Consider the following 15,484-nt stretch of genomic DNA (forward strand, 5'->3'; position numbering starts at 1 on the left):
AAAATACCTCCATAAAAAAATCAGGACACTTAGCCCTGATTTAATTTTTATATAAATGTTAGGACCTCTAGCATAATATTTACACTTACGGCCTATTATAATGATATTATTTGAGAAATCCTATATCATAAACAATATGTTTACCTATTCCCAACTACTACGACCTTTATTTTTCCACCTTTACTATATTTATAACTATTTGATTAATAATATTTTTTTATAACTATTAAACAGAACGAAACTCTTCGTTCTTCAATCTTCTACCATTTTTAAACAGGATTTCTGTTTTTATCTATGCCCCATCTTCACATCTTCACATACTATTAATTATTACTACCAGGAAATCCTTATCTTCTTTTTAGAAGGCTCATCAGTCACTTCCAACGAATCATAGGTTGCATTTCTTGTAAATACATAGACCATAGTTAGCAAGAAAATATTGTATTCTATTCTATAAAATGAAGATTCCATTAACCCAACAACAAAATATGCGCTTAAACATGATACTATTGCAAACTTTCTTTTTTTCAGCAACTGAAAACTTAATTTTATATATAGTCCTAAAAAGATAGCTGTAATAATTAATCCAAACCGAAGTAATAATCTCATATAGCCATTGTCCAACACTTGTGGAGGAACCCCTAATTGTTGAGCTGCTGTAGTGGATATCATTTCAATAGGTTTGCCAAATAAACTTATTCCATATTGATTATAAAAACTATTCATACTCGAGACTCGGCCTGTAGTCAATTCATTGAGTGCCACCAAAGTAGGATTTAATGTCGAATAATTAATTGCAAGAAATAATGAGAGTGAAAAAACAGTAGGTATTATCAAAGTCAAAAATACACTTAACGGTATATACCCAATATTCAATCTTTTTACCAAGCGAGCCAACAAATTAAAAGTTAACAGAAAAGATATTCCAATAATACTTGTAAGCGAATTAGTGGTAAAGTACAATCCATAAACAACCAAACATAATATTATATATTCAAACCACTTTAATTTATAAAACCTTAAGTACATCCAATTAATACATAAACTCAAAATAATCAAACTTAATATATTTGCATGCGTAAATCCTAATGACGTTCTTAAAATCCCCCTGCTACTATACGATATCTGACTATCAATGACTCCCATTAGAGCTAGCATAACAACTAAAGCACATGCTACACCTTTAACTAATATATCCGCTTTTACGATTTTATCAAATGATACTCTTTTCATTGAAAACGCAAAAACAAAAACTGTTATTAAATCCAAAACACCGTTATTTGACTTGAACACTAATAACAATACTACCACTATTATGTTAACCCAAAATAACATTCTCTTATTGAAAACATTTCTAACCATCAAAACAATCAATATCAAAAGACACGCACGTTGTATTAACATATGCATATTAATTAATACATTTATATGTGTCAATTGACTACAGAAGATGGTTACAAAAGAAAAAATGTATAAGGAATATATCATTATTAAAATTTTGCTTACACTTATCTTCATGACTTTCTCCTCAAAATCTTAAGATCTACTAACGTTTTTTAAATTCTAATAACTGATCCTTTATCTGCTTACGTTTCCGAAAAACAATCACCATTATAAGTAAAGCGAACCCATATCGTATGACAGTTTCTTCATAAAAGAAATTAATAACTATTGAAAATGGAACTAAGATTAATGATAAAATAATCGGGAACTTTTTTTCTATAAGTTTAGGAAAAATCTGGTTATCCTTCTGTATTCTATCAGCAAATATATAATGCAGAAAAGTCATAAAAATATAGCTTCCCAAAGTTGTGTAACCTGCTGCAAAATATCCAAAACGTGGTATAAAGTAAATATTTAGAACAATATTAATTACCGCTCCGAAAAGCGAAGCTATCATTACTAATTTTGTCTTTTCAAAATAAAATTCGATAAGACATACCACATTGTAAAGTAATATAAAATAGACACTTGCAGCAACTGGTGGAATTACATAAATTGCCTCATAATAATCTTTCGATGCTAATATTTTAATTGCTTCCGGTGCAAATAATATTAAGGCAACAATAATCAAAAACATCATAAAGAGAATAGCATTAATTTTTTTTGCTACTCCCTCATATCTTTTCAATTTAATCAGTTCATAAATCCATGGTGTGATAGAACCGATTAATGCACTGTTGAATAAGGTCAATAACATACCGGCAGAATATGCTACACTGTATATTCCAGCTTCAGCGCTCCCAATAAATGTATCAATCATAATTCTATCTGATTGATTCAAAGCTGATTGTGATAAATAATGTGGAATTAATGGAATGTTAAATACTAACGCAAACTTCCATATTTCCTTATTATAAAAATGTTTCCCTTTAAAAAAGCTTCTTGCGTATATAAACCCACATATTATAAATATAACAAGAGCGTATGCAGATAATCGAGCCTCTGCCTTATAAACATCAGTACTAAGCACAGCAATGACACCTATAAGTGCATTTAACACAGTCATTAAAGCTGTAACGATAACCAATTTTATATATTTATACTCAAACCTTTGCCGTGCTGACCAAAACCCTAATGCTGGATATAATAACATTTCGACAAACATTATAAACATTAAAAAGGTTGACAGTCCAGTATAGGCATTTACAACTTTTTGAAAAATAAAATAAGCCCCAATTAATATTAGGGACACTGTGGTTGAAAGACCTTGAATTGAAGATGTAAAGCGATCTCTGCTATCTTCATATTTTATTAAGCCCTTATTAAATACACCGTAAGAAAGATTTAAAGTAAAAAATATCGTTAACAAACTACTCCAAGAATGAAATACATTGACAACCCCATATTGTTCGGTTGTTAAGATTCTTGTAAAAATGGGTATTGTAATAATTGTGATTCCCTTTTGGAAAACATTACAAAAAACAAACCACAAAGATGCTTTTGCCTGTATTGAAAGGTTTTTATATGTTGATAGTAAGTGATTCACAAATCTTCTCCCAATTTCATCATAATTTATATGCTATCATAAAAATCCATAATTTGTTTGGCATTAATAATTGAATTGAAATTTTCTAAAGCATATTGCTCTGCCTTTGCACCCATTTCTTCCCTGAGTTTACGGTTTTCTCCAAAAGATTTTATTGCCCACTCCAACTCTTCGGTATTATTGTATAGAATTCCTGTTTCATTATTACGTATTAGTTCATTAACGCCACCAATATTAGATCCTATCGCCGGTTTTCTCATGGCTGCTCCTTCTACAATAGCACGTGCAAAATGAGGTTCCGTAAATGGACAAATCAAAACATCCGATGAAGCAATTACGTCAGGTATATCACTTCTAAATGGTAATAGGTAACAATTGTCAATCTCTCGAACTAAATTTCGTACATTACGAGTATATTTAGAATTATCGTCGTTCTTGTCTCCTACAAAAACAAACTTATAATTTGGATTTGATTTTATATAATTTTTACAGACATTTATTAGCTCAAATGCACCATTGGATTTTATTATTCTCGCTAGAAATAAAAAGATAATATCATTTTCAAACAACCCCAATTCTTGTCTCAAGCACTGGGATTTTATTTGAGAATTATAAATATCAATGTTTACAAAATTATAAACAACCTTGCTCTTAGCTTTCTTAACACACATATTATCTAAATCAAATTGATCAATCGAAATAAAGCCGTCTACATACTTGTTACTAAAATAACGAAGAATATTCCCAAAGTAGTTATCCAATAATGGTTCACGAATATGACAAATCACTTTACAATCCGGATTTATTATCTTTGATGCATACGCATATACAAACAAGCAAGAAGAATTCAAGTGCACCATATCTGGTTTAATTTCCATAAAATATTTCTTTGCCTTTTTAAATGAAGGTAAAGCATATAGTAGATTATTAAAAAGTAATCTTGAATTCATTCCTGATACTACACTTCCATGAAATGGATACAATGATTCATCAAAAATTACATCCGCTCCAACTGACTTAAAAAAATCGATGTTTTTTCTGTCTTTCATACATAAAACGATCGGAGAATATTTAGTTTTATCAAGTTTTTCAATCAGAAACGCAAGACTTCTAGGTGCCCCTCCTTTGCTTGTACCATGATGTATATACAGTATTTTCTTCATTTTCTCACCTTTACTTTCGATTTACAATGGATTTAAACCACTTAAACATTATCTTAATTCTTTTTGAATAGTTTTTATGTCTGTCCATCACTGTACAATTCCCTCAAACAAAACACCATTTCCAATTTTCGCCTGTTATCCATCTATATAAAAAATTTGTTATTTTTTATAGAATTGTTGTTCAAAACACATATTTAAGAACTTACATTTAAAACTATTTCTATTGTAATGTTTGTTTTTCCTGTAAATTGCACCGTTTGCCAGATAACGATATTAATGAATCCATAACTACTTCTTCCCACTTACAAAGAGACCAATATTGATTGCGATTTTTATTGTAAAAAATTATTTGGAATCTTAATGTAAGTTTTAAAATATATTTTTATAGAATGCTAGAATGGGTAAACAAATTCCTTTATGTCAAAGCAATCTAAGATTAAAGTGCAAACTATTGCATTCACAATCTTTTTCGTTGTCATATTAATTAACTATTAAACTTCACGAATAAACCTTGCTGGATTACCACCCCATATTTGTCCCGATGGTATTGACTTGGTCACAACTGATCCAGCTCCAACTACGCTAAATTTTCCGATTGTCACTCCTTTGAGGATAATGGAATGGGCTCCAATAAAAGCACCTTCTTCAATTTTAACTTGCGCACTAGCTATATCTGTATCCGGCTTTTTCATACGTTCAGAAAAGCGCACGGAATGAAAGTCATTATCATAAATCTTCACATTACCGCCTATCATCACCTTAGATTCAATTACAATTTCTTTTTTGGCTACCAAAGTAACGTTGGACATTCCTGTATCTTCGCCAATTTTAATTACTGCATCAGTTAGGGCAATTAGATTTGTCCGATCCCCTCCGCCAATTACGTTTTCATTTTTTCCAGAGTTGATTCTTACATTGTTGGCCAAATGTATACTGCCTTTATTATCAATATATATTCTTCCGTTAATTGTTAAGTTTCCCTCAATAGCAACTTTTTGATTCCAAAGTACCAATCTATTAAAAATTTTATTATATATTTTCTTAATCTTCGAAATAGGATTCATATTCTCTAAGAGCGCACATTCCATTTTCTATGCTCTCTTTCCTCCTTACTATGCCTTTTTACAATTTTTTACTTTTCCCAATTACAATCCTCTTTCAGCACTGTAGCCGGACTGCCTCCTATTATACAGCGGTACTTGTTTTCAAAGTTCTTTGAAACAATGGTTCCGTAACCAACAACACAATCATCTCCAATTCTAGCGCCCTTTAGAATGGAAGATTCAGAGCACAACCATACATGGTTGCCAATGACCACTTTTTTTGGTTGGTTAATCTTTAGTCCATCTTTTATAATACTATGTCCATCACTGTCAATGATTGATACATTCCATCCTACTAACACGTTATCACCGGCCTCAAAGCTGTTTTCACAACTAAGCTTAAAGCCGTAATTTGTACTAAAATTAGCACCCAATACTACTGTACCTCCAATATTGATTACAGAACCTGTTCCAAAATCCGCTCTTCCTTTGACTATCATTTTTCCGTCTTTTGAGAAATTCAAATATCCTGAATCATTACGTAAAAATGAGCCTTCGTACATCCCAAATGTAACCTTTTTTATTTCTCCATCTAAACAAATACATCCCTTATGCAATGAACCGATTTTCGTTTTATAGGAAACCCATACAGGCAGCTTAATAGCCGTCGTCAAATCAAACATTTTCAAATTTACATATAAGCTTTTAGGCAGAGATAAAACATACCTAAATATTTTTTTCATAGCGACCCATTCCCTGCGTTTTAATTTTTTGTACGAAGCAACGATGTCTTAGCAATATAAAGGTATGGCCAAAGCACCCTATAAACACATCCAGCACCATAGAATTTTCTATAATAATGCCAGCTCGATTTAATAGGCATACCCGTTCTCTTATGAAGAGCCTTGATTCTTTTCATAAAAGGTAATGAATTATCTTGCCAAGTGTTTTTAATTGAGTTTCTGGAACAGTAACCAATAAAGTTATACGCCACATAGACATTATATCCTTTTCTCACTATTCTCAGAGAATAATCATAGTCCGCACGGGAATGCTCGTAGTAACTATCAATTTCTCCCACTTTTTCATAAAGGGAACGAGGAATCAAAAAACAATTCCAATTGCTTAAATTGCATTTAGCACAAGGGTATTTTGGTTCAACCATTACAGTTTTCTCTTTGAATGCTTTTCCATTCCACATTGCTCCACCATAAGTAAGTTTTACTGAGTTACTATCTTTTGTCGAACCAACTACAGCGCACATAGTATCTCCTATGCTATCATAGCTTTTTAGCATTACTTCTAGCATTTTGTCCTGAAACTCCACATCATCATTGATCATCAAATAGAAATCTGGCATGTGTTTTTCAGCTGCTCTTGTTGCACGCGCCATGCCCCGAGCCCAAAATAAATCTCCAGTTCCCTTTACAAATTCCACATCTGGATACTGCTTAAGTATTGTTTCTTGAGTTCCGTCTGTCGAACAGTCATCACAGATGACAATTTTCAAATCAATTATTTTATCCTTAGGTAAAACCTGTTCATTTAACGACTTTATACATTTAAGAGTTTTTTCCCTACGGTTAAAACAAGTCAGAACCGCTACAATCTTAACTTTATTTATTAACATGTTCAATTGCTCTCTTCCTTAATTTTAATGATTCTGGCCGGATTTCCAACCACAATAGCATTATCTGGAACATCCTTTATACAGACTGCTCCTGCGCCAATTTCGGCATTATTTCCGATAGTAATATTACCTAATACGATTGCTCCAGAATAGATACATACATTATCCCCAATTGTTGGTTTATCAACTTCCAGACCAGGCTGCGGCTTTCTTCCAATAGTCACCTGTTGCCAAATAGAACAATTGTTACCAATTTTATGAGGTTCGATTACAGAGCCGTTCCCATGATAAATTGTAAGTCCTTCTCCTATCTTCCCTCCTATTTCCAAACTTTCCATAGGGGGTAATGTGAATTTTCCGATTAAGCAAAGAATAAAACTTTGCTTATATCTGTAATAAAAAACATTCCTAAATGGAAGATTCCAGATCAAAACATATAATAAAGCAAACGTCTTGCTTTCATTCGTTACATCATAAACATACCCCATGCGCATTAAGTCTTTTTCAATCGCTTTTTTATTTCCCATATATAACAGTAAATGCGGCCATAACCGCCAGATGTTCAATATTGTAAATAGTTTTTTCATTTTATCCTCCGATACCCGCGGTATAACCAATCCTTAGTAATCAATACTTCTTTCTTACAATTCTTCCTACAGAATATTTAAAGGATTTTATAAAGCACTCAACCGGTTTCTTACATTTTTTTGAATAGTGCCAATATCTCTTAAAATTTCTTTCCCAAAAGAAAACTTTGGCCCATTCGATATAATAGTGGCTATAAACCGTGGCTGCAATTTCTTTTCCTAATCCCTCTATGATAGGCTTCATCTTTTGGATAAAATACAGACCATTCTCTTCCACTTTCCTTGCAGAATTAGGTACATTTCTATCTAGTAGTACTTTTTCAACACCCACTTCCGCTACAGCACCGCATTTGTATCTATCAAGGATTCTCACAAGTAGCTCCCAATCTTGATGTCGTCTAAAACTTTCATCAAAACCATTCACTTCTTCAAAAACAGATCGACGAATCATTATGTTAGAGGAACACAATCTAGTCTTCCAGAGGAGCATTGGAAGCAGGATGTCCCCTTCAATATGGGCCTCCAACTTATGCTTTTCATGTTTTGAATAAATTTCCAATATTGAGCAATAGACAATTCCAAAATCTTCAGAAAGGGTTTCAAATTTCTCTACCTGCTTCAAAACTTTGTCAGGCAGATATGAATCATCATCATCTAAAAAGCAGAGATACTCGCCCTTAGAATGCCTAAAACCGGTATTTCTTGCTGCAGAACCGTTTCTATTTTTATCGTGGGAAACATAAGTCACATTAGATAGAGAACTATATTTTTCCATCGCCTGTTCAGTTTTAATTTGATCTACCGTGTCCTTACCATTATCATCAACTACAATAATCTCAATTTTTTTATATAACTGTTTTAATACACTGTCTACGGACTTACAAACAATATCACTACCTTTATAGGTCGGTATTATAACAGAAACTAAACCCTGTTCCATCTTAATTTCTCCTCATCAGAATTGTTTTTTGGCTTTCGTACCTACTTCTAACATTTTGAATTAGAATACTTTTCATAAATCGATTCCAATTTCGAAATATGTGTTTCTAACGAATAGCCATCTATCACAATCTGGAAACTAGCTTTTCCCATGCTTATTCTCTTTGATTCGTCAGTCAGGATAGACCTAATTGCCTCTGCAAAGCCCTCTTTATCACCTGCTTCACAAAGATAACCATTATAATTATTCTTTACAATTTTAGGTATGCCACCAACATTTGTACTTACAATAGGCAATCCATATCCCATGGCATCCAAAATTGACATTGGCATGCCTTCGTTATAGGAAGGTAGAAAAAAAATGTCGCTTTCTCTCAGTAATCTGTCTTTCTCGTCACCACGAACCCATCCTGGAAATGCAACCTTTGCTTCAACCTTTCTAGATTTCAGTAATTCAGTAACTTGCTGGACATCGCCGGCGCCACCTAAAACGAATTTAGCATCTGGTACAGATTGTGCCAAACTTTCCACAACGGCCGGAATATCATATCCCCCTTTTCTATGACCTATCTCACCTAAAAACAATATCTGATTATTGCACTTTCGATTTAAACGATCCGCTAAAGAGTTCTCACAAATAGTGCTATAGTTTTCAATAACAACAACTTTTTCTGAAGGAACAATCATTCTTAACCGTGCCTTCCATTCTTCCGAGAGTGCTATCATAACACTACACTTGTTATAAACTTTTTCTACTAGTCTCTTTTTCTTCTCGCTTGCATCAAGATAGAAACTATCAAAATCTGCTCCATGGCAATGGTTTATAATCGGCTTTTTCGCCCAACTTGCCATATAAATAAACGGTATTTTACGATAGAAGCTGGGACCAAATGAGGAATGAATGTGTACAAGCTCTGGTTTATCAACCAATAAAACCTTAGCAAAATGGAAATATCCACTGATGGCTTTTAATAATTTCTTAAATTTCCCCCCATCTTTATATGATTCAACATATTGTATATTATAATCTGTCTCTAATTTAGATCCTCTGTATCCGTTTATTACAGCAGCAATGCCACCCTTAACCATACGGTCTTGGACAACCATGCATATTTTTGTTTTATTCAAGCACATTTACACTCCTCTAATCAATCCTGCCGTTTCGATTCGACAGAACAATTCTAAGTCTATTGCAAACAATATACTGGTTGATACATTAGGTATAACATTCTTTTATTAAAATCATTCAATTTATACAAAAGGTATATAGTAAAAATTACTAATTCATTACACAAGTCATTGGACGTTAGCAGTTTTTAAAACATATACACACAAATCCTTCTATATAAAAGCACACAAAATAAAGCAAAAATTGGCGTTCAAGTAACTTATTTATTATTTTTTGACCTGCTTTCCTAACTAACTTCTAAAAACAATAATATCCCACAATAACAATGAACAATTGCTAATGCCCTTATTGGATCAATTTACATTTCCTTTGAGAAGCTCTTTAAGAAATTCAGTTTTCACTAATTCTAAGACCTGTTTTATAATTCATGTATTGTCTCTTGTCCAAAACTCGTGAACAATTACCATTAAAATAGTAAATTTAAATATCCTCTTAGGCTACAATTAAATAAAAAGTTATCAGTGCTTTTCCTTTAAATATTCCTTTAATTTACTTTTTCAAACGATGCTACAATAAAAAACCACTTATTAAGAATATTATTTACCTCTCGTTACTAACCACAAAAACTTTGTGTTTGTTTTGAAGTACCTACTATACAATCTCTTTGGGTCCTGAAGCAGTCTGTAAACCCATTCCAGATTACTTTTCTGCATCCATTTCGGTGCTCTCTGAATATTTTCTGCATAGTAGTCAAAACCTGCCCCAACGCCAACCATGAGTCCATTTACTTTCCCCTGATGCTCGGCCATCCATTTTTCCTGTTTCGGTGCTCCCAGGCCTACCCATATAAAGTCAGGTTTTGTATCGTTAATTACTCTAATAATAGTTTCATCTTCCTCATTAGTCATTGGGCGGAAAGGAGGGCTATACATTCCTGCTATCTTTAATCCCGGAAATTTTTCTATTAATTTTCCATTAAGCTTCTGCAGAGTTTCCTCTGTAGAACCATAAAAATAATGACTATATCCTTTTTCAGGAGAGATTTTGAATATTTCTCCCATCAAGTCTGGTCCAGTAGTTCTACACATTTTTTTATATCCACGTTTTTTTCCTACTGTGGATAATGGACCTCCATCCGGAATTGCCATAATACCACCGTTCTGAACAGTACAATAATCCGATTCTTCATAGCTAATCACTGTGGTATGCACATTGGAAACACAGATGTAATCACCGGCTAAACTCTTTATATTTTTATTTATATAATCAACCAACCACTCCATGTTAATAGCAGCTATATTCACCCCTAAGATATTGCATGTAGGGATCTTTGATTTATCAATTGTTCGAACAAAACCATCAACAGGTTTATTTGTGGCCTTTCTCAATACATTTGACATATTTGTATTCCCCCAATTGGATAACAAAATACTCTATTGCAAAGTCCTTCCTAATTCTTTCGGCTTCATAATAGTCTCAATGATATTTACTGGAACAGCCTGATAGTTAGCCGACAACTACTTTGTATCTTTCAGCAAGTAATAACCTCCTTAACCAAAGGCAGATTATTGTAATGAGCGCCGATACGAGAATCCAGTTCATTACTATAAATAATGCGCTTCGTATTTAAGCCAAGAACTTCTGTAGAAGTATGTGCAGGTTCCACAAGTCTATCGTCTTCCAGAGGAACACCAACATTGATTCTGATAAGATACAAATTGTTATACAACAGTTTTCCACTTTCACAGTTATATTTTTCTCTCACAGACTCTGTACTAATAGGAACATTAGATTTCACAACCATAATTACATTGGGGTTAATCCTCATCATCTGCTCAATAACTGCTTCTACAGAATTTGTTATCCAAATAATTTTTTCCCGATCGTAATTAGTCAGTGTGGAAATAATGACAAAATCCGCAGTGCTGATCACCACTTTAGCATCTGCGGTAGTTATTAAATCCAGTACCTAATAAAGCAAGATATTGTTCAATCTCTTCATCTAAGATTGGAAATTCTTTATTTTTTATCAGTCCCAGCTTTTCTGGAATAACTATCATAGTAATGACTACATAGCCTGTTCCTGCTTAGCAATTACATAGGATCTATTTTCCAATTCCAACAACTTATCCCTAAAGCGCAAGAATACATAAAAAAAGGAGTACTCCCCGAATTCTTGTATACTGTAAGTTACGAAAAAAACAATTCAAGAATAGGAAGAAGTTAACTCCTAATGACTATTATATTAATGCTTGATTCTATAGGACAGAAACAATATTAAATGTGACTTGTAATCACCTAAATATATAAATGTACTCTAATTTATACTAAAACTTAATCAAACATTTTCTTAACTTTATCTTCCTTCTCAACCTTCTTCATATCCGCTTCAACCATGATACGCACTAACTCTTGGAATGAAGTTTTTGTTGGATTCCATCCTAATAAGGTTCTTGCTTTTGTGGGATCTCCCAATAATTGATCTACTTCTGCAGGGCGGAAGAATTTCGGATCAACTTCAACAATCACTTCACCTGTTGCCTTGTTAACACCTTTTTCTTCCACACTTTTGCCTTTCCATTCAATTTCAATACCAACATTCTTAAATGCTAGTTCTACATACTCACGAACTGTATGCATTTCACCTGTTGCAATTACGAAATCTTCAGGCTTATCATGTTGAAGAATCAACCACATACACTCAACATAATCTTTCGCATATCCCCAATCACGTAATGAATCTAAGTTACCTAGTGTTAGACTCTTTTGTTTCCCCTGTGCAATCCGTGCTGCTGCGAGTGAAATTTTTCTAGTTACGAATGTTTCTCCACGACGTTCTGATTCATGATTAAATAGAATACCATTTACTGCAAACATGTTGTAAGATTCACGATAGTTTTTCGTAATCCAGAAACCATAAATTTTTGCAACACCATATGGAGAACGAGGGTAGAAAGGTGTTGTTTCTTTTTGTGGAACTTCTTGAACTTTTCCATAAAGTTCAGATGTTGAAGCCTGATAAATACGAGTTTTTTCTGTTAAACCTAAGATACGTACCGCTTCAAGGATATTTAATGTACCTTTAGAATCAACGTCCAGTGTATATCCTGGCATATCAAAGGAAACCCGTACATGTGATTGGGCTGCTAAGTTATAGATTTCATCAGGTTGTGTATCTCCTATAATTTTCGTTATATTTAAAGCGTCTGTCACATCACCATAATGAAGGTGAAAGTTTTTGTTATTTAGTAACGCTTTCGCTTCTTCTTCACTAAGCAGATCCTCTAAACGCTCTTGGTTATAGGAAGAGGCTCTTCGAATAATACCGTGTACCTCATACCCTTTTTCTAATAAAAATTCAGCTAAGTAAGAACCATCTTGTCCTGTTATACCAGTAATTAATGCTTTTTTCATAATGTCCTCCGATACCTCATTTATCTATTATTTTAATTAGTTAACTTTTACTGTTACGTTATCTAAAAACCATTGGTAAGCTTTTTCTAAACCGTCTTCTAAAGTTGTATTTGCTTTCCATCCTAAAGAATTCAATTTTGTTACATCAACAAGCTTACGTGGAGTTCCATCAGGTTTGCTTGTATCAAATTGAATTTCCCCTTTATAGCCAACGACTGCTTTTACTTTTTGAGCTAGTTCCTTAATAGAGATGTCTTCACCAACACCAATATTTACGATTTCATTTCCCTCATAATGATTAATTAAATAAACACAAGCGTCAGCTAGATCATCTGAATATAAGAATTCACGTTTAGGAGATCCAGTACCCCAAACTTCAACAAATGGAGCATTCGATTCCTTTGCTTCATGAAACTTGCGTATAAGTGCAGGTAATACATGTGATGTATGCAAATCAAAATTGTCATTTGGACCATATAGGTTTGTTGGCATGACTGAAATATATTTAGTTCCATACTGACGATTATAGGACTCACACATTTTAATTCCTGCAATTTTAGCAATCGCATATGGTTCATTTGTAGGCTCTAATTCACCTGTAAGCAAGTATTCTTCCTTCAATGGCTGTTGTGCAAGTTTTGGGTAAATGCATGTACTTCCTAAAAATAGTAGCTTTTCAACACTATTTCGATAGGCAGCATCAATGATGTTTGTTTGAATTAATAAATTATCTCTTATAAAATCCGCTGGATATTCATTGTTCGCTACAATACCGCCAACCTTAGCAGCTGCTAAGAATACATAATCAGGTTTTTCTGTTTCAAAAAATTGATCAACTTGACCTTTATCACGTAAATCTAATTCTTTGCTAGTTTTATATACTAAGTTCGTATACCCTTCATTTTCCAATCTTCTTACAATAGCTGATCCAACCAGCCCTCTGTGGCCAGCAACATAAATCTTTGAATCTTTTTTCATCTATTTTCACCCTATCCTAAAAAGCATTTTTTGATCCGAATAACACAATCACGGTTTTAAAAATAATTTTCATATCAAACAAAAAGCTGCGATTTTCAATATAATATAAGTCCATTTCGACCATTTCTTCAAAACCAACACTGTTTCTTGCACTAGCTTGCCAAACACCCGTACATCCAGGAGTTACCAGTAATCTTTGCATATGATATGGAGTGTATTCTTCGACTTCCCTCGGTAATGGTGGTCTCGGTCCTACTAAACTCATATCACCCTTTAATACATTGAATAATTGTGGTAATTCATCAATACTCGTTTTTCTGATAAACCTGCCAACCTTTGTTACTCTAGGGTCATCCTTCATCTTAAACATGGCGCCCTCTATTTCATTAAATTTCAGCAATTCTTCAAGCTTTGCCTCCGCATCAGTCACCATTGAGCGGAATTTATACATTTTAAACTCTTTTCCGTTTTTACCGATTCTTTTTTGAGAAAAAAAGATCGGCCCTTTTGGATCTTCAAATTTTATGAGTAATGCAACGATGAATAATATGAGACTTAAAAGGACTAAACCAACTAGTGCACCAACAATATCTAAAGATCGCTTGGAAAAGGTATAGATGATACTTTGCTTTGCGAATTCTGCGGTGAGTGCTTCCTTTGAAGATGTATGAACTGAATCATGTTTTACTAGGTTAGACATCTCATTCGCTCTCCTCACCTACAGTTTTACTTTTTCGTTAGCTACTAGTTTCTCCATCAGCTCGAGAAGCTGCTCTTTTAGGTCGTCATGTTTTAATGCAAATTCAATCGTTGTTTGAATAAAGCCAAACTTCTCACCTACGTCATAACGAACTCCTTCAAAGTCGTAAGCATAGACAGATTGTTCTTCATTTAAATGTTGAATGGCATCTGTTAGCTGAATTTCCCCGCCGGCACCTGTTTCTTGATTTTCTAATAGATCGAAGATTTCAGGAGTCAATATGTATCGACCCATAATTGCCAAATTCGATGGTGCTGTCCCTTTAGCAGGTTTTTCAACAAACCGATTTACTTTATGAAGCTTTCCGTCCTTCTCTAATGGATCAATGATCCCATAACGGTGTGTTTGATCATCTGCAACATTTTGAACACCAATGACCGAAGAACTTGTTTTTTCATATTCATTAATAAGCTGTTTTAAGCAAGGTATATCTCCTTCAACAATGTCATCACCAAGTAAGACAGCAAACGGCTCATCCCCAATAAACTTTCTCGCACACCAAACTGCATGTCCAAGTCCTTTTGGTTCTTTTTGGCGAATATAATGAAGATTTATTTCTGATGAGTGCTTTACCTTTTCTAAAAGGTCGAATTTCTCTTTATCAATCAGATTCTGTTCGAGCTCAAAGTTATGATCAAAATGATCTTCGATAGCCCGCTTTCCTTTACCCGTTACTATAATGATATCTTCAATTCCAGAAGCTATGGCTTCTTCGATAATGTATTGAATTGTTGGCTTGTCTACAATGGGCAGCATTTCCTTTGGCATTGCCTTTGTTGCAGGTAAAAATCGTGTTCCCAGTCCTGCTGCTGGTATAATTGCTTTTTTAACCTTCTTCACACTATATCCCCC

16 protein-coding genes are annotated in these 15,484 nt (G+C 33.6%); all 16 read right to left on the reverse strand.

The features are described 5' to 3' along the window. Positions 1–333: 333 nt before the first annotated feature. The 16 genes from WQ54_RS05330 to galU all read right to left on the reverse strand — a co-directional run bounded on the left by WQ54_RS05330 (position 334) and on the right by galU (position 15,472). Positions 334–1,311 carry a hypothetical protein gene (locus WQ54_RS05330; protein ID WP_156177736.1) on the reverse strand — a complete coding sequence of 326 codons (978 nt, stop codon included), beginning with the start codon at positions 1,309–1,311 and terminating at the stop codon, positions 334–336. A gap of 235 nt (positions 1,312–1,546) precedes the next feature. Then, positions 1,547–2,989 carry a lipopolysaccharide biosynthesis protein gene (locus WQ54_RS05335; RefSeq protein ID WP_046513102.1) on the reverse strand — a complete coding sequence of 481 codons (1,443 nt, stop codon included), beginning with the start codon at positions 2,987–2,989 and terminating at the stop codon, positions 1,547–1,549. 26 nt (positions 2,990–3,015) lie between these two features. Then, positions 3,016–4,152 carry a glycosyltransferase gene (locus tag WQ54_RS05340; RefSeq protein WP_046513104.1) on the reverse strand — a complete coding sequence of 379 codons (1,137 nt, stop codon included), beginning with the start codon at positions 4,150–4,152 and terminating at the stop codon, positions 3,016–3,018. A gap of 491 nt (positions 4,153–4,643) precedes the next feature. Next, positions 4,644–5,216: an acyltransferase gene (locus tag WQ54_RS34575; RefSeq protein ID WP_046513266.1), complete on the reverse strand. Its 573-nt coding sequence runs from the start codon at positions 5,214–5,216 to the stop codon at positions 4,644–4,646. Positions 5,217–5,284: 68 nt separating this feature from the next. Then, entirely contained in the window at positions 5,285–5,938 is a 654-nt protein-coding gene (locus tag WQ54_RS05350; RefSeq protein WP_052737676.1) for an acyltransferase, read from the reverse strand. Between the two features lie 20 nt (positions 5,939–5,958). After that, entirely contained in the window at positions 5,959–6,825 is an 867-nt protein-coding gene (locus tag WQ54_RS05355) for a glycosyltransferase family 2 protein (RefSeq protein ID WP_231597457.1), read from the reverse strand. A 2-nt stretch (positions 6,826–6,827) separates the two neighbouring features. Continuing rightward, the gene (locus WQ54_RS35190; protein WP_046513109.1) at positions 6,828–7,412 is read right to left on the reverse strand and encodes a serine O-acetyltransferase; all 585 of its coding nucleotides are present in this window, start codon (positions 7,410–7,412) and stop codon (positions 6,828–6,830) included. Positions 7,413–7,452: 40 nt separating this feature from the next. After that, positions 7,453–8,352, reverse strand: a complete 900-nt coding sequence (locus tag WQ54_RS05365) for a glycosyltransferase family 2 protein (protein WP_052737677.1) — start codon at positions 8,350–8,352, stop codon at positions 7,453–7,455. A 47-nt stretch (positions 8,353–8,399) separates the two neighbouring features. Further along, positions 8,400–9,479 carry a glycosyltransferase family 4 protein gene (locus WQ54_RS05370; RefSeq protein WP_197089547.1) on the reverse strand — a complete coding sequence of 360 codons (1,080 nt, stop codon included), beginning with the start codon at positions 9,477–9,479 and terminating at the stop codon, positions 8,400–8,402. Between the two features lie 597 nt (positions 9,480–10,076). Beyond that, entirely contained in the window at positions 10,077–10,880 is an 804-nt protein-coding gene (locus WQ54_RS05375; RefSeq protein ID WP_084821840.1) for a WecB/TagA/CpsF family glycosyltransferase, read from the reverse strand. A gap of 131 nt (positions 10,881–11,011) precedes the next feature. Further along, positions 11,012–11,416, reverse strand: a complete 405-nt coding sequence (locus tag WQ54_RS31775) for a hypothetical protein (RefSeq protein WP_156177739.1) — start codon at positions 11,414–11,416, stop codon at positions 11,012–11,014. A 1-nt stretch (position 11,417) separates the two neighbouring features. Further along, on the reverse strand, positions 11,418–11,540 hold the full coding sequence (locus WQ54_RS35195; RefSeq protein WP_269431547.1) for a hypothetical protein: 123 nt from the start codon (positions 11,538–11,540) through the stop codon (positions 11,418–11,420). Positions 11,541–11,814: 274 nt separating this feature from the next. After that, positions 11,815–12,894 (reverse strand): GDP-mannose 4,6-dehydratase, encoded by a 1,080-nt coding sequence (gene gmd, locus WQ54_RS05385; RefSeq protein WP_046513113.1) that lies wholly within the window; start codon positions 12,892–12,894, stop codon positions 11,815–11,817. Positions 12,895–12,930: 36 nt separating this feature from the next. Continuing rightward, a complete protein-coding gene (locus tag WQ54_RS05390) occupies positions 12,931–13,872 on the reverse strand; it encodes a GDP-L-fucose synthase (protein ID WP_046513116.1) in 942 nt (313 codons plus the stop codon). Positions 13,873–13,888: 16 nt separating this feature from the next. Further along, positions 13,889–14,572, reverse strand: coding sequence for a sugar transferase (locus tag WQ54_RS05395; RefSeq protein WP_046513117.1), 684 nt, complete (start codon positions 14,570–14,572; stop codon positions 13,889–13,891). Positions 14,573–14,590: 18 nt separating this feature from the next. Next, on the reverse strand, positions 14,591–15,472 hold the full coding sequence (galU, locus tag WQ54_RS05400; protein ID WP_046513120.1) for a UTP--glucose-1-phosphate uridylyltransferase GalU: 882 nt from the start codon (positions 15,470–15,472) through the stop codon (positions 14,591–14,593). Positions 15,473–15,484 lie beyond the last annotated feature (12 nt).

It is taken from the genome of Bacillus sp. SA1-12 (genome assembly GCF_000981385.1).
GTDB lineage: Bacteria > Bacillota > Bacilli > Bacillales > Bacillaceae > Metabacillus.